The organism is Kosakonia sp. WA-90 (genome assembly GCF_039871955.1).
GTDB lineage: Bacteria > Pseudomonadota > Gammaproteobacteria > Enterobacterales > Enterobacteriaceae > Kosakonia > Kosakonia oryzendophytica.
On sequence record NZ_JBDPLJ010000003.1, the window covers coordinates 255,610 to 275,907 of the forward strand.

A 20,298-nucleotide genomic window follows, 5' to 3' on the forward strand; every position below is an offset into this window, starting at 1 on the left:
GCGATGAAAAGAAAACTCTCCTGGATTTGTGCAGTGGCAGTGGGGATGAGTGCGCTGCCTCCGATGACGACCCTTGCGGCGCCTGCGAACCCTGCTGCGCCAACTGTTCCGGCCGTTTCGCCAGCGACACAGCCAGTGGTCACGCAAGGGCCAGCGCAAGCGGAAGCCCTGCGACCGACGACGCCGACCACCGGGCAGACGCTGCCTGCCGCGAATGGTGCGGCGATGGTTGGCCAGGTTATGCCTGGCGTACAGGGCGCGAACGCGCCGGTCGTGGCGGAAAACGCCCCGTCCCGCGATGTGAAGCTGACGTTTGCTCAGATCGCGCCTCCGCCGGGAAGTATGGTGCTGCGCGGCGTCAATCCGAATGGCGGCGTTGAGTTTGGCATGCGTAGCGATGAATTGGTGTCAAAAGCGGTGCTGAACCTTGAGTACACCCCATCACCGTCGCTGCTGCCGGTGCAGTCACAGTTGAAGGTTTACCTGAACGATGAATTGATGGGCGTACTGCCGGTCAGCAAAGAGCAACTGGGCAAAAAAACGCTGGCGCAGGTGCCGATTAACCCGCTCTTTATCACTGATTTTAACCGCGTGCGTCTGGAGTTTATCGGGCACTATCGCGATGTCTGTGAAAACCCGGCCAGCAACACGCTGTGGCTGGATATCGGGCGTAGCAGTTCGCTGGATCTGACCTATCAGAAGCTGGCTGTGCAAAACGATCTGTCCCACTTCCCTGTTCCGTTCTTTGATGCGCGTGATAACCGTGCCTTAACGCTGCCGATGGTCTTTGCCGATGCGCCGGGCCTGGGGCAACAGCAGGCTGCGGCGGTTATTGCTTCCTGGTTTGGTTCCCGCTCCGGCTGGCGCGGGCAGACGTTCCCGGTCAGTTACAACACCCTGCCGGACAGTAACGCCATTGTTTTCGCTACCAATGATAAGCGTCCGGACTTCCTGCGTGATGCCCCGGCGGTGAAAGGGCCGACCATCAGCATGATCGCGCATCCGGGGAATCCGTATGTGAAGTTGTTGGTGGTGATGGGGCGTGACGATAACGATCTGTTGCAGGCGGCAAAAGGGATTGCGCAGGGCAACGTGCTGTTCCGTGGCGATAGCGTCACGGTTGATGAAGTGAAACCGTTGCTGGCGCGTCAGCCCTATGATGCACCGAACTGGATCCGCACCGATCGTCCGGTCAGTTTTGGCGAGCTGAAAACCTATGAAGAGCAGCTGCAATCAACCGGGTTGCAACCTGCGTCGATCAACGTGGCGCTGAATCTGCCGCCGGATCTCTATCTGCTGCGCAGCAACGGCATTGATATGAACCTCAATTACCGTTATACCGCGCCGCCGACGAAAGATAACTCGCGCATGGATATCAGCCTGAACAACCAGTTCCTGCAATATTTCAATCTGCTGAGCAATCAGGACAGCAATAAGTTGCTGCTGCGCTTGCCGGTGCTACAGGGATTGTTGGACGGTAAAACGGATGTCTCCATTCCGGCGCTGAAACTGGGGGCTGTCAATCAGTTACGCTTTGATTTCCAGTATATGAACCCGATGCCGGGCGGCACTATCGATAACTGCGTGACTTTCCAGCAGGTGGATAACCGCGTGGTGATTGGCGACGATTCCACCATCGATTTCTCGAAGTATTACCACTTTATTGCCATGCCGGATCTGCGTGCTTTCGCCAATGCAGGCTTCCCGTTCAGCCGGATGGCGGATCTGTCGCAAACGCTGGTGGTGATGCCCCCTAAACCCGCGCCTGCGCAACTGACCACGTTGCTCAATGCGTTGGGCACCGTAGGTGCGCAGACGGGCTTCCCGGCTATTAATGTGCAGTTGACCGACGATGCCAGCAAAATCCAGGGCAAAGATGCGGATATCATGATTGTCGGCGCGATTCCGCCATCGCTCAAAGATGATAAGAAAATCGACCTGCTGGTGGAGGCGGCGCAAAGCTGGGTGAAAACGCCGCAGCGCCAGACCCCGTTTACGGCGAGCCTGCCGGATGAAGTCGATCGCCAGGCGGAGACGCAGACCGCCGTCACCTCCGACGGCCCGATGGCAGCCATTGTCGGCTTCCAGTCACCGTTTAACGATCAGCGTAGCGTGGTTGCACTGTTGGCGGATAGCCCGCGTGGTTACACCTTGCTCAATCAGGCAATGAATGACAGTGGCAAACGCGCGGCGATTTTCGGTTCGGTGTCGGTGATCCGCGAGTCCGGGGTGAACGGTTTACGCGTTGGTGACATCTATTACGTGGGCCATTTGCCATGGTTTGAGCGTGTCTGGTATGCGCTGGCGAACCATCCCGTGCTGCTGGCGGTGCTGGCAGCGGTGAGTATTGTGCTGCTGGCGTGGGTGCTGTGGCGTCTGTTGCGGATCATCAGCCGCCGTCGTCTTGACCCGGATCACGAGTAACGGCGATGAAGGCATTACGTTGGGTTGTAATGGCGCTGGTGTTGGCGGCGATGAATGTGCGCGCCGCCTGCACATGGCCTGCCTGGGAACACTTCAAACGGGCGTATATCAGCGATGGCGGGCGGGTGATTGACCCCAGCGACGCGCGCAAGATAACCACCTCGGAAGGGCAAAGCTATGCCTTGTTCTTCGCCCTGGCGGCGAATGACCGCCCGATGTTCGATAACGTGCTGGAATGGACAAAAGACAATCTGGCGCAGGGGGATCCCGGCGAACATCTTCCGGCCTGGCTGTGGGGGAAAAAGGACGAAAACAACTGGACCGTACTGGATAGCAACTCCGCGTCGGATGCGGATATCTGGATAGCCTGGTCGCTGCTGGAAGCCGGACGCTTATGGAAAGAAGCGCGCTATACCACCCTGGGCAATGCGTTGTTAAACCGTATCGCCAAAGAGGAAGTGGTGACTGTGCCAGGGCTGGGGCCAATGCTGCTACCAGGAAAAGTCGGCTTTGCCGAGGAGACGGTCTGGCGGTTTAACCCCAGCTACCTGCCGCCGCAGATTGCCCGCTATTTGACCCGTTTTGGCGAACCCTGGACGACACTGCAGGAGACCAATCACCGGTTGTTGCTGGAGACAGCGCCGAAGGGGTTTTCCCCGGACTGGGTGCGTTATGAAAAAAGTAAAGGCTGGCAACTGGCCCCCGATAAGACGTTGATCAGTGGCTACGATGCCATCCGCGTCTATCTGTGGGTGGGAATGATGAACGACCACGATGCGCAAAAAGCGTCTCTGCTCGAACGGCTAAAACCGATGGCAGCGCTGACGGCGAAAAAGGGCGTTGTGCCGGAAAAAGTGGATGTTGCCACAGCACAACCGCGCGGTGATGGCCCTGTCGGCTTTGCTGCTGCGCTGTTGCCCTTCCTGCAGGATCGTGATGCGCAGGCCGTGCAACGGCAAAAGGTCGCCGACCATTTCCCTGGCGATGATGCTTATTTCAGTTATGTTCTTACCCTGTTCGGTCAAGGCTGGGATGAGCACCGTTTTCGTTTCACCCCTCGCGGTGAGTTACAACCTGACTGGGGCCAGGCATGCGCAAGTTCACAGTAAGCTTACTTTGTCTCTCACTCGTGCTTGCGTTGACACCAGCTACGCAAGCGGATGAGCCCACCGCTCAGCAGCAGTTGCTGTCACAAGTGCGGCTGGGCGAAGCCACCAAACGTGAGGACCTGGTGCGTCAGTCGTTGTACCGTCTCGAACTTATCGATCCGGATAACCCGGATGTGATTGCCGCGCGTTTTCGCTATTTACTGCGCCAGGGCGATAACGCCGGGGCGCAAAAGCAGCTCGATCGCATGAAGCAACTGGCGCCAGATTCTGCGGCGTATAAATCCTCCGTGACGTCGATGACGCTTTCTGGCGCAGAAGGCCGTCAGGCATTGCAACAGGCACGTTTACAGGCAACGACAGGGCATATTCCGGAAGCGCTCGCAGCCTATGACGCGTTGTTTAAAGGTAACCCGCCAGAGGGCGATCTGGCGGTCGAGTACTGGGCGTTGGTTGCGAAAGTTCCGGCGCGTCGCAGTGAGGCCATCACGCAACTGAAAGCACTGAACGCGCGCAATCCGGGCAACGCGGCCCTGCAAAATTCGCTGGCGCAATTGCTGTTTGGCGAAGGTCGTGATGCCGAAGCGTATGCGGTGCTTGAGCAGATGGCGAAATCCAGTGCGGGCCGTGAAGCGGCGGCTGGGCTCTGGTATCAGCAAATCCAACGCATGCCGGTGAGTGACGCCAGTGTGAAAGCGCTACAACGTTTTCTGACCGTATTCAGCTCGGGTGACACCGTGGACAGCGCCCGTACACAGCTTGCCGCGCAGCAAAAACAACTCGCCGATCCGGTGTTTCGCGCCCGGGCCACCGGCCTGGCGGCAGTGGATGCCGGGCAAGGGGCGAAAGCCGTGAGTGAGTTGCGCCAGGCCGTTAATGCCAATCGAACGGACAGTGAAGCCGTTGGCGCGCTCGGGCAAGCCTATTCGCAAAGCGGCGACCGCGCCCGTGCGGTGGCGCAATTCGAAAAAGCCATCGCCATGGATCCCACCAGTGGCAACCGCAGTAAGTGGGACAGTTTGTTAAAAACCAATCGCTACTGGCTGCTGATCCAGCAGGGCGATGCGGCGTTGAAAGCGAACAACCCTGGTGAGGCGGAGCGCCTCTATTCACAGGCGCGGCGCATTGATAATACCGACAGCTATGCGGTGCTTGGCCTCGGCGATGCGGCGATGGCCCGCAAGGACAGCCACGCGGCGGAAAGTTTTTACCGCCAGGCGCTGCGTATGGACAGTGGCAACAGCAATGCGGTCCGTGGGCTGGCGAATATTTACCGCGCACGTTCGCCGCAAGAGGCCGACACATTTATTCAATCGCTTTCCGCCAGCCAGCGCCGCAGCATTGATGACATTGAGCGCGGGCTGAAAAACGATCGCCTGGCGCAGCAGGCGGAAGCGCTGGAAAACAGCGGCCAGTGGGCGCAGGCGGCGGAGTTGCAACGTCAGCGGCTGGCACTCGATCCTGGCAGCGTATGGGTGACTTATCGTCTGGCGAGCGATTTGCGCCAGGCCGGACAGCCACGCGAAGCCGATGCGCACATGCAGCGTCTCGCTGCGCTCAAACCCGGCGATCCGGAGCAGGTGTACGCTTATGGCCTGTACCTCTCTGGTAATAATCAGGAGATGGCGGCGCTGAACCAGCTTAATGCGCTGCCGAAAGCACAGTGGAACAGTAATATCCAGGAACTGGCGGAACGGCTGCAAACCAATCGCCTGCTGGACAACGCCAACCGGCTGCGCGACAGCGGCCATGAAGAGCAGGCGCGGGCGCTACTGGCGCAGCAGCCTGCGTCGACGCGTATTGATTTGACACTGGCTGACTGGGCGCAGCAGGGTGGCGATAGCGCATCTGCGCAGCACTATTTCAACCGGGTGCTGGAGCGGGAGCCGAATAACCAGGACGCGCTGCTTGGTCTGGCGGAGTTGTATGCCGCCGATGGCAATAAAATGGCGGCGCGTGCGCAACTGGCGAAGTTGCCCGCCCCAACGGCGGCACAACCGCAATCCATCAATACCCAGCGGCGTCTGGCGCTGGTGCAGGCCGCGCTTGGCGATACCGACAGCGCCCGGCAAACCTTTAGCCGCATTATGCCGCAGGCGAAAGCACAGCCGCCGTCAATGGAGAGCGCGTTGGTGTTGCGTGATGCCGCGCGTTTTCAGGCGCAGCAGGGCGAGCCGCAGCAGGCGCTGGAAACCTGGAAAGATGCCATGGTGGCCTCCGGCGTGACTACCACGCCGCCTGCGGATAACGACACCTTCACGCGTTTAACGCGCAATAACGCGAAAGATGACTGGCTGAAGCGTGGTATCCGCAGCGATGCGGCCGATCTCTACCGGCAGCAGGATATCAATGTCACGCTCCAGCATGATTATTGGGGCTCCAGCGGTACCGGCGGGTATTCCGATCTGAAAGCCCATACCACCCTGTTGCAGGCGGATGCGCCGCTGGCGGACGGACGGATGTTCTTCCGCACCGATGTGGTGAATATGAACGTGGGCAGCTTCGACACCACAGATGATGTTTACGATCCCAACTGGGGTACCTGTTCCGCGACGCCATGTCGCGGCAACACCAGCCAGAAAGCCAATGGCGCAAGTCTCGCGGTCGGTTGGCAAAATGGCACCTGGTCGGGGGATATCGGCACCACGCCGATGGGGTTTGATGTGGTGGATGTCGTGGGTGGCCTGAGCTACAGCAGCGATTTGGGGCCGCTGGGGTACACTGTTAACGTCCATCGTCGGCCGATTTCCAGCTCATTACTGGCGTTCGGCGGGCAAAAAGATCCGAACACCGGCGTCACATGGGGGGGGGTTCGCGCAACGGGCGGCGGCGTTAGCCTGAGTTACGACAAAGGTGAAGCGAACGGTGTCTGGTCGAGTTTGAATGCGGATTCCCTCACCGGTAAGAACGTGGCGGATAACTGGCGCATTCGCTGGATGACTGGCTACTACTACAAGCTAATCAACAAAGATAATGAACGTTTGACCGTCGGCCTCAACAATATGCTGTGGCATTACGACAAGGATCTGAGCGACTACACGCTGGGACAGGGAGGCTATTACAGCCCGCAGCAGTATATCTCGTTTGCGGTGCCGGTTGTCTGGCGGAAACGTACGGCAAACTGGTCGTGGGAGCTGGGCGCGTCGGGTTCGTGGTCGCACTCAAAAACCGATGGCATCAAACGCTATCCGTTGCAGAATCTGATTCCGGATAACCAGTTCTTTGCTAACGGCGACCGAATGTTCCTGGATAAGGACAATAGCAGCACGAGCAGCAGCTCGAACGGTTTTGGTTATACCGCCCGTGCGCTGGTAGAGCGTCGGGTGACGTCTCACTGGTTTGTTGGGGCGGGTGTCGATATTCAGCAAGCGAAGGATTACACGCCAAGCCATGCGTTGATTTATGTACGTTATTCCGGCGCCGGGTGGCAGGGCGATATGGATATGCCGCCGCAAACGCTCACGCCTTACGCTGACTGGTAATAAAAGACAATTCCTGGTGGTTAATCGCTGTGCGTCATGGCTGGCGCAGGGTGATTAAACACTTCTTATTCAATCAGTTACCTACGATGATTGCCGCAATCCTCTTTCGCGTTGCAATCTGGCGGGCGTTTGTCTCAAGAGCGTCACGATCGAGTATAATCTGGCGGCAGAGTCGCTGTTGATTTCCTCTGCGCTTATCGTACCTCTGGAGAGTGATTTTGCGTGTTAGCCGTTCTTTAACCATTAAACAGATGGCTGCGGTGTCTGCCGTGTCCATGGTGTTTGTTTTTATTTTTTGCGTCATTCTGCTGTTTCACTTCTTACAGCAGAATCGCTATAACACGGCCATGCAACTGGAAAGTATTGCCCGCTCTGTTCGAGAACCGCTCTCGGCAGCGATTCTGAAAGCCGATATTCCTGACGCGGAATCTATCTTGCAGCAAATTAAACCTGCCGGGGTGGTGAGCCGGGCGGACGTCGTGCTGCCCAATCAATTTCAGGCGCTGCGGATGCGCTTTATTCCGGAACGCCCAATCCCGGTGATGATCACCCGGATGTTTGAATTACCGATCCAGATCTCGCTGCCGATTTATTCGCTGGAGCGCCCGGCCAACCCTCAGCCACTGGCTTACCTGGTGTTGCAGGCGGATTCGTACCGTGTCTATAAATTCGTTATCAGCACACTGTCTACGTTAGTGACTGCTTACTTACTGCTTTGGCTCATGCTGACCGTCGCGATTTCCTGGTGCATGAATCGGTTACTGGTACACCCGCTGCGGAAAATCGCCCGTGAGTTAAATGATCTCTCAGCAGAGGATCGCCTTGGGCATCAGTTGATTTTGCCTTCCCATCACCATGACGATGAAATAGGCATCCTGGTGCGTGGCTATAACCGGCATCAACAGCAATTGCTGCGGGAATATGATGCGTTAAATCAGCAATCCACGCAGTTCCCGGTGTCTGAATTGCCGAACAAGGCTTTTCTGATGGCGTTGCTGGAGCAGACGGTTGCGCAGAAAAAGACCACAGCGCTGATGGTGATTGCCTGCGACACGCTGCGCGATACGGCGGGCGTATTGCAGGAAAATCAGCGAGAAATGCTGCTGCTGACGCTGGTGGAGAAGCTGAAGTCGGTGCTGTCACCGCACATGACGCTTGCGCAGGTCAGCGGTAATGACTTCGCGATTATTGCCAACGGCGTAGAGGAGCCGTGGCATGCCATCACTTTAGGTCAGCAAGTACTCACTGCGATTAACGAGCGGATTCCGCTTCAGGGGATCCAGTTACGCCCGACAGCCAGTATCGGCGTGGCGATGTGTCATGGCGATCTTTCCGCTGAGCAGCTTTACCGCCGCGCGGTATCCGCAGCCAGCAGTGCGCGGCACAAAGGGAAAAACCAGCTCCAGTTCTTCGATCCGCAACACATGGCGCTGGCGCAGCAGCGTCTGGCCCTTGAAAGCGATATTCTCTCTGCGCTTGAGCAGGGAAAATTTGCGATTTGGCTGCAACCGCAGGTGGATCTTGCCAGCGGTGAACTTAAAAGCGCAGAAGTGTTGCTGCGTATGCAGCAAGAGGACTCTCGCTGGGCGTTGCCGGAAGGTCTGATTGAACGTATCGAATCCAGTGGGTTGATGATCAACGTGGGTTACTGGGTGCTGGAAGAGTCCTGTCGCTTACTGGCGGCATGGCAGTCGCGGGGGATTATGCTGCCGCTGTCGGTCAATCTTTCCGCCTTGCAACTTCTTCATCACAATATGGCGTCCGATATGCTTGAACTGCTGCATCGCTACCGTATCGCACCCGGTACGCTGATCCTGGAAATCACGGAGAGTCGCCGTATTGATGATCCGCAAGCCGCGGTGGCGATCCTACGCCCGTTGCGCGACGCCGGGGTTCGCATTGCGCTGGACGACTTCGGTATGGGTTATGCCGGGTTACGTCAGTTACAACATATGAAATCGCTGCCTGTGGATGTGCTGAAAATCGACAAGACATTTGTTGACGGGTTACCGGATGACAACAGCCTGGTATCGGCCATTATCCATATGGCGCGCAGCCTCGAGCTGGAGATTATTGCTGAAGGGGTGGAGCGGGAAAATCAGCGCGACTGGCTGGCGCAAGCGGGCGTAGATGTGGCGCAAGGCTTCCTTTTTGCCCATGCCTCGTCACCAGAGGCGTTTGAACAGCGTTGGTTTACCGGTTCGGATATGACTGAAAATCGTTAAATTGTTACGAGGTTGTGCGAGTCAGTTCAAACTTTTTAACATTGTTGTTTCGGATTTGATGTAAGTTTATTTCTGTCATGTTTGACGGGTGTTATTTTTAAACCGCAGGCTAATTGAAAACCCCACAAAGCCTGAGGTTTAATCCAAGGACACCTTATGAAAACCTCTCTATTTAAAAGTCTCTACTTTCAGGTTCTGACAGCAATAGCCATCGGTATTCTGCTTGGCCATTACTATCCTGAATTAGGTGCGCAGATGAAGCCGCTTGGTGATGGCTTCGTTAAGCTTATCAAGATGATCATCGCGCCCGTCATTTTCTGTACGGTTGTCACCGGTATCGCTGGTATGGAAAGCATGAAGGCGGTTGGTCGCACCGGTGCGGTTGCACTGCTTTACTTCGAGATCGTCAGTACCCTGGCGCTGATTATCGGCCTTGTCATTGTTAACGTAGTGCAACCCGGCGCGGGGATGAATGTCGACCCCGCGACGCTGGACGCGAAAGCGGTGGCGGTTTACGCCGAACAGGCGCAGCAACAGGGGATTATCGCCTTCCTGTTGGATGTGATCCCCGCCAGCGTCATTGGTGCGTTCGCCAGCGGTAATATCCTTCAGGTGCTGTTGTTCGCCGTGTTGTTTGGCTTTGCGTTGCATCGCCTCGGTCATAAAGGCCAGCTGATTTTCAACGTTATCGAAAGCTTCTCGCAGGTGATTTTCGGCATCATCAACTTCATCATGCGTCTTGCGCCGATTGGCGCGTTCGGCGCAATGGCATTCACCATCGGCAAATATGGCGTCGGCACGCTGGTGCAGCTCGGCCAGTTGATTATCTGCTTCTATGTGACCTGTATTCTGTTTGTGGTGGTGGTACTCGGTGCGATTGCCCGGGCGACCGGGTTCAGCATCTTCAAGTTTATTCGCTATATCCGTGAAGAGCTGCTGATCGTGCTCGGTACATCGTCGTCGGAGTCTGCGCTGCCACGCATGCTTGAGAAGATGGAACGGTTGGGCTGCCGCAAATCGGTGGTCGGGCTGGTTATTCCGACGGGGTACTCCTTTAACCTCGATGGCACCTCTATCTATCTGACGATGGCGGCGGTGTTTATCGCCCAGGCTACCAACAGTCATATGGATATCTTCCATCAAATTACGCTGCTGGTGGTGCTGCTGCTCTCCTCGAAAGGTGCTGCCGGGGTGACCGGGAGTGGCTTTATTGTGCTGGCCGCGACGCTCTCTGCGGTGGGTCATCTACCGGTGGCGGGCCTGGCGTTGATTCTGGGGATTGACCGCTTTATGTCGGAAGCCCGTGCGTTAACCAACCTCGTGGGTAACGGTGTGGCGACCATTGTGGTGGCGAAGTGGGTGAAGGAACTGGATCAGAAACAGTTGTCCGATACGCTCAATAATCGTGCTGAAAGCGGAAAAACCCGCGAAATTTCCTCATAATTTCATGACTTATGACCGCAGTCCCTTGTCGGACTGCGGGCTTCTGCGCATAATTCCCCCTATTACCGTCACAATTCACGATGAATTTTCGGGATTATTCACTTCACGGTGTGACGTTTTGCTTTTCCTGCGGTCTAAAAGCGAAGTGTTTTTACGTATCTTTCGGCCTCCTCCTGGAGGGCTGACTTTTTAACCAGGAATGTTGATTAGGGGTTCTCATGCAGGGCACAAAAATTCGGTTGTTAACAGGCGGTTTGCTGATGCTGGCGGCTGTCGGTTATGTGCAGGCAGATGCGCTCCAGCCCGACCCGGCCTGGCAACAAGGGACACTGGGAAATGGTTTTCAGTGGCAGGTTTTAGCCACGCCACAGCGTCCCAGCGATCGCATTGAAATTCGCCTGTCTATTAATACCGGTTCGCTCACCGAAAGCACACAACAGAGCGGTTTCAACCATTTTATTCCTCGCATCGCGCTGACCCATAGCGGTCCGCTGGAACCTGTGCAGATGCGTTCGCTCTGGCAGCAGGGCATCGATCCGAAACGTCCGTTGCCGCCAGCGGTGGTGTCGTACGACTTTACGCAGTACAGCCTGAGTCTGCCAAATAATCGTGGCGACTTGCTGAAAGAGGCGCTGGCCTGGCTGGCGGATGCCGCCGGGAACTTAACCATTACGCCTGAGACCGTTAATCATGCGCTTGCCAGCAACGATATGGTCGTTACCTGGCCTGGCAATACGACAGATAACGCCTGGCGTTATCGCCTGAAAGGTTCCGCGTTGTTGGGTCACGATCCGGCCGTGATGCCAAAAGAGCCGATCGATGCCGCACAGGTCAAGGCATTCTACGAAAAATGGTATACACCGGACGCCATGACGCTGATTGTGGTCGGCAATGTGGACAGCCGCGCGATTGCCGAGCAAATCAATAAAACCTTTGGTGAGCTGAAAGGTAAACGCCATACGCCAGCGCCTGTGCCGACGCTGTCGCCTTTGCCGCCGCAGCCGGTAAGTCTGATGACCGACGCGGTTACGCAGGATCGCCTGTCAATTATGTGGGATTCTGCCTGGCAGCCGATCCGTGAATCGTCGGCGCTGGAGCGATACTGGCGTGCGGATTTGGCCCGTGAAGCGCTGTTCTGGCACATCCAGCAGAATCTGACCCGCAATAACGCCAAGGATATTGGCCTGAGCTTCGAGTGCCGCGTGCTGTTCCAGCGGGCGCAATGCGCCATTAACGTTGATTCACCAAACGACAAGCTTAATGCCAATGCGGGGCTGATCGCGCGTGAACTGGGGAAAGTGCGGCAAAAAGGCCTGCCGGAAGAGGAGTTTAAGGCGCTGATCGCGCAGAAGAACCTGGAGTTGCAGAAGCTGTTTGCGACCTATGCCCGCACCGGCACCGATATTCTGATTAGCCAGCGGGTGCGCTCGTTGCAAAACCAGGTCGTGGACATTGCACCGGAGCAGTATCAAAAACTGCGTCAGGCCTTCCTCAACAACTTAACGCCGGAAATGCTGAACCAGGATCTGCACCAGCAGTTATCGCAGGATATGTCGTTGATACTGCTGCAACCAAAAGGTGAGCCGGAATACAACATGAAGGATTTGCAGGCGACGTGGGAAGAGGTGATGGCACCAGCCGAAGCCACAGCTGCGCCGGCAAGCAATGATGATATGCGTTCCGATGTGTCGGATATTCCGCCACGGCAATGATGAAAATGACGCCTCTCCCCATCGGGCAGAGGCGTCAACGTCAACTCAGTTCGGCATCGCGTTGCGCGGAATGATCGCACCACGGTACTGAATTACCGTGCTGGCGGTTAAATGGCCGCGTTTTGCTGCCGCAACGGCATCGCCGCCGGTCAGCCGCACGGACAGATAGCCTGCGCTGAACGAGTCGCCCGCTGCGGTGGTATCGATCACTTTTTCTTTCGGCAATTTCACTGCCGGGATTTCCACAATCGCTTCACCCGCAATCGCCACCAGGCATGCGTCCGCGCCGCGTTTGATGACCACTTCTTTCACACCGGCTTGCTGGGTACGCGCTATCACTTCTTCGACAGGTTTTTCGCCCCACAACAGATCTTCATCATCCAGCGTCAGGAAAGCGATATCGGTGCAGGCGAGCATCTGCTGATAAACCTGGCGCGTCTCTTCTTTGCTGGTCCACAGACGTGGACGGTAGTTGTTATCGAAAATGACTTTACCGCCATTGGCGCGGCACTCCTGCAGCAATGACAGCAGTTTATGACGGCTGGTCGGGCTCAGAATAGCCAGGCTAATGCCGCTCAGATAGAGATAATCGAACGTGGCCAGTTCTTCACAGATTGCGTCGGATTGGTCGCTCTCCAGCCAGAATTTGGCTGCGGCTTCGTTACGCCAATAGTAGAAGGTGCGTTCGCCGGTCGCATCGGTTTCGATGTAGTACAAGCCCGGCAGGCGGTTTTCCATACGCTGAGTCAGGCGGGTATCCACGCTCTCGCTCTGCCACGCTTCCAGCATCTGTTGGCTGAAGTTATCCGTACCCAGCGCGGTGACATAGTGCACGGACAACGCCGCAGGATCGACCTGGCGCGCGATGTAAACCGACGTATTAAGGGTATCGCCACCAAAGCCACGATTAACTTCTGCGCCTTTTTGTGACAGCTCGATCATGCATTCGCCAATGACGGCAATTTTCCTGGACATAGTCGTGAACCTGAATCAGATGAATTAACGGTAGTGTGCGTTGTGGGTGATTCGTGGTCAACTATATTAAAACAACGTTCCAGTATTTTTTTGAGCTAAAGCGTGTTCTGTGCAGATTCCGGCGTCCCGCTTTTTGGTTTTTGCCGCCAGCGTGAACATAAAGTTATCAGACCGAGCGCCGATAACCCTTTGACGAGTTCCTCCAGGTCATCCCATCGACAGGACAGTAGAAATGAAGTTAAAGCAGGTCATCCAGCGACTCAATATTCCTGAGGCAGATATAGAAAGCTTGCAGGAACGTCGTTACTGGCTGCAATGCGAGCGTGCTTATACTTATCAGCCCATCTACAGAACAGATGGACGCCTGATGGCTATTGAAGTATTGACCATTGTGACCCATCCGTTGCAACCGGATCAGCGCATCGCGCCGGATCGCTACTTTTCGGAAGTGGCAGTGCGCCAGCGTGTGGAAGTGGTGTACGAGCAGGTGGCGCTACTGGCAGAGCAAAAGGCATTCTTCGAGGAAAATGATGTGCTGGCATCGGTGAATGTCGATGGCCCAACGCTGCTGGCGATGCGCCAGAATGAAGAGTTAATGTCACTGGTGGCATCACTGCCGTGGATCCGCTTCGAGCTGGTTGAACATATCCGTTTACCGCAAGACTCCACCTTCGCGTCAATCAGCGAAATCGGCCCGCTCTGGCTGGACGATTTTGGCACCGGCATGGCGAATTTTTCGGCGCTGAGCGAAGTCCGTTACGACTACATCAAAGTCGCGCGCGATCTGTTCATCATGTTGCGTAAAACCCCGGAAGGGCAAAATCTGTTTACGCTACTGTTGCAGTTGATGAACCGTTATTGCCAGGGCGTGATTGTTGAAGGGGTTGAAACCCTGGAAGAGTGGCGCGACGTGCAGGATTCGCCGGCGTTTGCCGCACAGGGCTATTTTCTCTCGCGCCCGGTTCCTTTAGCCAGGCTTGAACATGTGATACTCGAACTGTAATCACCGCCCTTTCCCTGAGCCTCAACTATCTTTATGAAAGTCAGGCTGTAAAGGAAAGGCACAATGACAAAAACGAGTAAAGCGATTATTGCCGTCATTGCGACGCTGCTGTTACTGATTGTGGTTGCCATCATTGTTGTCGCCACATTCGACTGGAACCGCCTCAAACCGACGATTAACGAGAAAGTCTCAGCTGAACTGAACCGCCCTTTCGCCATCCGCGGCGATCTTGGCGTGGTTTGGGAGCGGCAAAAAGAGGAAACTGGCTGGCGAAGCTGGGTGCCCTGGCCGCATGTGCATGCCGATGACGTCCTGCTTGGCAACCCGCCGGACATTCCCGAAATCACCATGGTGCATCTGCCTCGTGTGGAAGCCACGCTGGCCCCGCTCGCGCTGCTAACCAAAACCGTCTATCTACCGTGGATCAAACTTCAGCAGCCCGATGCCAGATTGATTCGTCGCTCCGATACGTTGAATAACTGGACCTTCAACCTCGCCAGTGACAGCACGAAAAAGCCCGATACGCCCCCCTCCGACTGGTCTTTCCGCCTCGATACGATCCTTTTCGATCGCGGTCGCATCGCTTTTGATGACAGCGTAACCCGCGCCAATATCGACATCCTGGTCGACCCGCTCGGCAAGCCGTTGCCCTTTAGCGAAGTCACAGGCAAAAGCGATAACAAAACCAACGCCGGAGATTATGTCTTTGGCCTGACGGCGAAAGGGCGCTACAACGGTCAGCCGCTCTCCGGTACGGGGAAAATCGGTGGCATGCTGGCGCTGCGCAGCGAAGGGACGCCCTTTCCGGTGCAGGCAGATTTCCGTTCAGGCAATACTCGCGTGGCATTTGTCGGCACTGTTAATGACCCTCTGAATCTGGGCGGCATCGATCTGCAACTGAAATTCGGCGGCGACTCGCTTGGCGACTTGTACGATCTCACCGGCGTACTGCTGCCGGATACGCCCCCCTTTGAAACGGATGGTCACTTAGTGGCGAAGCTCTATGACGCTAAGGGCCAGATCTATGATTACCGCGACTTTAATGGCCATATCGGTGACAGCGATATTCACGGTACGCTCAAGTACACCACCGGAAAACCACGCCCTAAACTGGAAGGTGACGTCGAATCGCGCCAGCTTCGTCTGGCGGATTTGGGGCCGCTGATTGGCGTCAATTCCGGCAAAGGCACCGTGGCGAAAAAAGAGGATGCGTCAACGCAGCCGGCAGGGAAGGTGCTGCCGTACGATCGTTTCGAAACCGACAAATGGGACGTGATGGATGCCGATGTCCGTTTTAAAGGTCGCCGTATTGAACACGGTTCAACGCTGCCCATCAGTGATCTCTCGACACACGTATTGCTAAATAATGCCGATTTGCGTCTGCAACCGCTGAAGTTCGGCCTGGCGGGCGGTACGATTTCAGCCACCCTCCACCTTGAAGGCGATAAGAAGCCAATGCACGGGCAGGCGGATATCCAGGCGCGTCGCCTGAAGCTCAAAGAACTGATGCCCAACGTGGAACTGATGCAGAAGACGCTCGGGGAGATGAACGGTGATGCCAACATTCGGGGGGTGGGTAATTCTGTCGCAGCACTGCTGGGTACCAGCAATGGCGATCTGAAGCTGCTGATGAACGACGGTCTGGTGAGCCGTAACCTGATGGAGATCCTCGGTCTTAACGTCGGTAATTACCTTGTCGGGCAGATCTTTGGCGATGATGAAGTCCGGGTCAACTGTGCGGCGGCGAATCTCAATCTGGTGAACGGCGTCGCGCGCCCGCAGATCTTTGCTTTTGATACGGAGAACGCGTTGATCAACGTGACAGGCAGCGCCAGTTTTGCGTCAGAGCAGTTGGATTTAACCATCGATCCGGAAAGTAAAGGCATCCGTATTGTGACGCTACGCTCGCCGTTGTACGTGCGCGGCAGTTTCAAAAACCCGCAGGCGGGCGTCAAAGCCGGGCCATTGATTGCCCGCGGTGCGGTCGCGGCAGCACTGGCAACGTTAGTCACCCCAGCAGCAGCCTTACTGGCGCTGGTTTCGCCTTCTGAAGGTGAACAAAATCAATGTCAGGCCATTTTGTCGCAGATGAAGCACTAAAGGAGAAAGTGGGGTTTCTGGTTTCCGTCACCGGCGAGTGAATATTCTGCCTCTTCCTGAAGGTTGGGATTTTCTTCCCTGGGGTGCGGGGGTTTTCTCCCTCTCCCTTTTAGGGAGAGGGCGGGGTGAGGGTAAATATTACAGCGACTGGTGCTTAGTCTCGTGCGTCAGCAGCAGAGCGAGCAACGTCAATGACGCCATCGCCGCCAGGTAAATCCCAACGTAAAACAGACCGTAGTTCGCCTGCAACCAGGTCGCGATATACGGTGCCACCGATGCGCCCAGAATGGACGACACGTTGTAGGAGAACGACGCGCCGGTATAGCGAACTTCCGTCGGGAACAGCTCCGGCAGCAGCGCGCCCATCGGGCCAAAGGTCAGCCCCATCAGACTCAGACCAATCAACAGATACGCCATCACCAGCACCGCGTTACCGGAACCGAGCAACGGCGGGAAGATGCACAGCGCGAACAGAATAATCAGCGAGGTTATCACCACCATGCTTTTGCGACGACCGAACGCATCCGCCAGTAAGCCTGCAACCGGAACCATCACGCCAAAACCGATCACGGCCAGCATCAGCATCCACAGCACTTCGTTACGCGGCAGGCCCAGCCCCTGCGCCGAGGTGCTGTAGGTCATCGAGTAGACCGTCATGATGTAAAACAGTGTATAGGTTGCCAGCATGATAAACGTGCCCAGCACCGTCACGCGGACGTGTTTGGTCAACAGCGTTCCCAACGGAATTTTGACCTGTTTCTTTGCCGCCGCGACTTTGGCGAATACCGGGGTTTCATGCAGGGACACGCGAACATACAGACCGATAATGACCAGCACGGCGGAGAAGATAAATGGCACGCGCCAGCCCCAGCTCATAAACTGTTCATCGGTCAGCAGCCAGGAGAGCAGCAGGAAGGTGCCGTTGGCAAAGAAGAAACCGATCGGTGCGCCAAGCTGCGGGAAGGAGCCATACAGCGCACGTTTGCGCGGCGGGGCGTTCTCCGTCGCCAGCAGGGCTGCGCCGCCCCATTCACCGCCCAGGCCCAGACCCTGGCCAAAACGCGCCAACGCCAGCAGCAACGGCGCCATTACGCCAATAGTCTCATAGCCCGGCAGCAGGCCGATCACGACCGTGGAAATGCCCATGGTCAGCAGCGAGGCGACGAGTGTAACTTTCCGGCCGACGCGATCGCCGAAGTGACCAAATACCGCAGAGCCGATTGGACGGGCGATAAAGGCAATCGCGAAGGTTGCCAGCGATTGCAGTGTTGCCGCCGTCGGATCACCCTGCGGGAAGAAGATATGAGGAAAAACAATGACCGCAGCGGTGGCGTAAATATAGAAGTCGAAGAATTCGATGGCGGTGCCGATCAGAGACGCGATGACGACTTTATTACGGGAGTTTACCGGTGCGTTTTCCTGTTCGTTGTCTAATGTTGTGGCTGTAGCTTGCATAAAATTTTCTTATTTTGGCGAACGAACAGCCATATTAGTCACAGCAAAAGAGACATTTCAATCTGTAACAAAATCACGGACAGCCTGAAAATTGAGCAAAAAGCGAATAATTTTCAGGCTCGCGATTTACCTTCTATGAAATGCTTCACAATTTTTAAAGATTGGTGGATAAAACTGGTTTTTGGTTAAATAAAAGTTACGTTCTGGATTATCATGCTGAAATCATCGATCGGGCTGATATTTTGCGTTTACGTTCAGCCCGATAGCTGCTTAGCGGGGTGTCCTGCCCGGCATGCGCGGGTCATCTTTATAGTGCGCGGTGGCAATCCAGGCTGCGCAGAACAGGGTCAGGCGGGCAAAGAAGTAGAAAAAGGCCATCAGCCCGAGCACGGAGCCAAATGCAGCGCCGGAAGGGGATTTCACCAGTGAAGGGAGCGTCCAGGTCATGACGATTTTAATGACCTCAAAGCCGATGGCGGCAATTAACGTCCCACGAATCAGCGCCTTTCTGCGCGGGCGATGACGAGGCAAGCGCCAGAAGATCCAGAAGAACAGCAGATAGTTGGCAAAAATAGATATCGCCAGGCCAATCAGTCGCCAGGCCGGTTTCAACCACTCAATGTAATCCAGGTAGAGCGCTGAGATAATCATCTGTTGTGCTGCGCCAGCAATCGAGGTGATCGACAGCGTAATAATCAGCGCCACCAGCAGACCTATCAGCGAGATGAAATCGCGGAAATATTTCACCCAGAGTTTCTCTTTGTCCTGGGCATTGCGCTCCCAGACATCACGCGACTGGGCGCGGATCGCTTCACGCAGGTTACCCATCCAGTTGATGCCGGAATAGAGGGCAATTGCCAGCCCGACAATACCGACAGTGGTGCGTTGTTGCACCGCAATATTGATGGTGTTCTTCAGGGTCATTGCCATCGTCGGATCGCTGACGCTCATCAGGATTTTGTCGAAAATATCCTGTAACAGCGTAGGGTGTGAGGCGAGCACAAAACCGGCGGCGGCGAACGAGACCATCAGGATCGGGATCATCGACAGAAATGAGAAATAGGTGATGGCGGCGCCAAACTGATTTCCCATACGATCGTTAAAGCGTTCCGTCGCGCGGATCAGGTGCGCAATCATCGGGCGTCGCTGGATTTTTTTCGCGGTGCTGGTCAGCGTATTCAGCGTACTGTTGAGTTTATCGCTGGCGGGACGTTTCTTTTCGGGGGGCTGCTCCGCCATCTTCCTGACGGGTTGGTAGTCGAGATCGTGCGTCGGGCGTTTTTCGTGGTTTTCCGGCGTCATCAGGTGCGTTTTCCTTCTCCTGAATGGGTTAGTGTGAAAATTATAGCCTGGGGGGCTAATCGACATAATCTCTTAACGCGCCTGCCAGCCACTCCATAAACAGATGTACCCGGCGAGAAAGATTACGGCGATGGGGATAAATCAGCGACACCGACATTGGCTCTGCGCGGTATTGCGGCAGGATCTCCACCAGTTTTCCGCTGCGTAACGCATCCCGTACGCCAATACGTGGTACCTGGATAATCCCCAGCCCGGCGAGACAGGCGGCCTGGTAAGTTTCAGTACTGTTAACCGTCAGAATGCCGCCGGTTTTCACCCAGCGGGTCTGGTTATCCTGCCACACCTCAAAACCTTGCGGTCGGGTGCCGAGATTGACGGCGTAGTGCACCAGAGCATGGGAAGATAAGTCCTCCAGTGTTTCCGGATAGCCAAAACGCGCCAGATAATCCGGGCTGGCGCAGTTGATGATCGACAAGCGGCCCAATTGGCGAGCAATCAGGCCAGAATCTTTCAGCGTGCCCACCCGTACCACGCAGTCAAACCCTTCGCGGATAATGTCCACCAGCCGGTCACTACTGCTCAGTTCCAGTTCAATACCGGGATACTGTTGTAAAAACGCGGGCAGGCGCGGGATCACCAGATTTTTCGCGACACCGACGGGCATATCAACCCGTAAACGGCCGCTGATGCTGGAAGGATCGTGTAAAAAAAGGCCATCCAGCTCATCCATGTTCGCTAGCAGATCTTTTGCCCGCTCGTAATAGACCATCCCATCTTGCGTGAGCTGTACGCGTCGTGTAGTGCGGTGCAGCAGCTGTGTACCAAGGTGGGTCTCCAGCGCCTGGATCTGCCGCGATACACTACCTTTAGGAAGTCCCATAGAGTCTGCCGCCCTGGAGAAGCTCTCCAGTTCCGCGACGCGAATGAACAGTTGCATTGCGTAAATTTTATCCATCATTGCACGCTATTGTTATCGTCATTGAAACAGTGAAACGTAATTTAGCACCTTTATTGTTTTCATATCACCTAATAAGCTTTTATCACTCCCCTGATTCAGCAAAAACGAGGTTC

12 protein-coding genes are annotated in these 20,298 nt (G+C 55.8%); 8 read left to right on the forward strand and 4 right to left on the reverse strand.

The features are described 5' to 3' along the window. Nucleotides 1-3 precede the first annotated feature (3 nt). The 6 genes from bcsB (at nucleotide 4) to ABGA49_RS07695 (ending at nucleotide 12,392) form a co-directional block, all read left to right on the forward strand. Entirely contained in the window at nucleotides 4-2,424 is a 2,421-nt protein-coding gene (bcsB, locus tag ABGA49_RS07670; protein ID WP_071889826.1) for a cellulose biosynthesis cyclic di-GMP-binding regulatory protein BcsB, read from the forward strand. A 5-nt stretch (nucleotides 2,425-2,429) separates the two neighbouring features. Continuing rightward, nucleotides 2,430-3,533 (forward strand): cellulose synthase complex periplasmic endoglucanase BcsZ, encoded by a 1,104-nt coding sequence (bcsZ, locus tag ABGA49_RS07675; RefSeq protein ID WP_061492609.1) that lies wholly within the window; start codon nucleotides 2,430-2,432, stop codon nucleotides 3,531-3,533. Then, nucleotides 3,515-7,012: a cellulose synthase complex outer membrane protein BcsC gene (gene bcsC, locus ABGA49_RS07680; protein ID WP_347665384.1), complete on the forward strand. Its 3,498-nt coding sequence runs from the start codon at nucleotides 3,515-3,517 to the stop codon at nucleotides 7,010-7,012. Before bcsZ ends, bcsC begins: the two co-directional genes overlap by 19 nt. A 218-nt stretch (nucleotides 7,013-7,230) precedes the next feature. Continuing rightward, the gene (gene hmsP / locus ABGA49_RS07685; RefSeq protein ID WP_061492613.1) at nucleotides 7,231-9,237 is read left to right on the forward strand and encodes a biofilm formation regulator HmsP; all 2,007 of its coding nucleotides are present in this window, start codon (nucleotides 7,231-7,233) and stop codon (nucleotides 9,235-9,237) included. Nucleotides 9,238-9,393: 156 nt separating this feature from the next. Next, nucleotides 9,394-10,680, forward strand: coding sequence for a dicarboxylate/amino acid:cation symporter (locus ABGA49_RS07690; RefSeq protein ID WP_061492614.1), 1,287 nt, complete (start codon nucleotides 9,394-9,396; stop codon nucleotides 10,678-10,680). Between the two features lie 218 nt (nucleotides 10,681-10,898). Then, nucleotides 10,899-12,392, forward strand: coding sequence for a pitrilysin family protein (locus ABGA49_RS07695; RefSeq protein WP_061492616.1), 1,494 nt, complete (start codon nucleotides 10,899-10,901; stop codon nucleotides 12,390-12,392). Nucleotides 12,393-12,437: 45 nt separating this feature from the next. Here the strand turns inward: ABGA49_RS07695 and ABGA49_RS07700 are convergent, their stop codons facing one another. After that, entirely contained in the window at nucleotides 12,438-13,367 is a 930-nt protein-coding gene (locus ABGA49_RS07700) for a sugar kinase (RefSeq protein WP_347665385.1), read from the reverse strand. A gap of 232 nt (nucleotides 13,368-13,599) precedes the next feature. On the opposite strand from ABGA49_RS07700, the gene pdeH reads away from it, so the two are divergent. After that, a complete protein-coding gene (gene pdeH / locus ABGA49_RS07705) occupies nucleotides 13,600-14,370 on the forward strand; it encodes a cyclic-guanylate-specific phosphodiesterase (protein WP_061492620.1) in 771 nt (256 codons plus the stop codon). Nucleotides 14,371-14,433: 63 nt separating this feature from the next. Beyond that, complete coding sequence (locus ABGA49_RS07710) at nucleotides 14,434-16,470, forward strand: AsmA family protein (protein ID WP_347665386.1); 2,037 nt, start codon at nucleotides 14,434-14,436, stop codon at nucleotides 16,468-16,470. 138 nt (nucleotides 16,471-16,608) lie between these two features. On the opposite strand, the gene ABGA49_RS07715 is transcribed toward ABGA49_RS07710, so the two are convergent. From ABGA49_RS07715 to ABGA49_RS07725, 3 genes are all read right to left on the reverse strand, one after another. Continuing rightward, a complete protein-coding gene (locus ABGA49_RS07715) occupies nucleotides 16,609-17,925 on the reverse strand; it encodes an MFS transporter (protein ID WP_347665387.1) in 1,317 nt (438 codons plus the stop codon). Nucleotides 17,926-18,195: 270 nt separating this feature from the next. Next, nucleotides 18,196-19,227: an inner membrane protein YhjD gene (gene yhjD, locus ABGA49_RS07720; RefSeq protein ID WP_088238302.1), complete on the reverse strand. Its 1,032-nt coding sequence runs from the start codon at nucleotides 19,225-19,227 to the stop codon at nucleotides 18,196-18,198. A 55-nt stretch (nucleotides 19,228-19,282) separates the two neighbouring features. Further along, nucleotides 19,283-20,182 (reverse strand): LysR family transcriptional regulator, encoded by a 900-nt coding sequence (locus ABGA49_RS07725; RefSeq protein ID WP_061492628.1) that lies wholly within the window; start codon nucleotides 20,180-20,182, stop codon nucleotides 19,283-19,285. Between the last annotated feature and the right edge of the window lie 116 nt (nucleotides 20,183-20,298).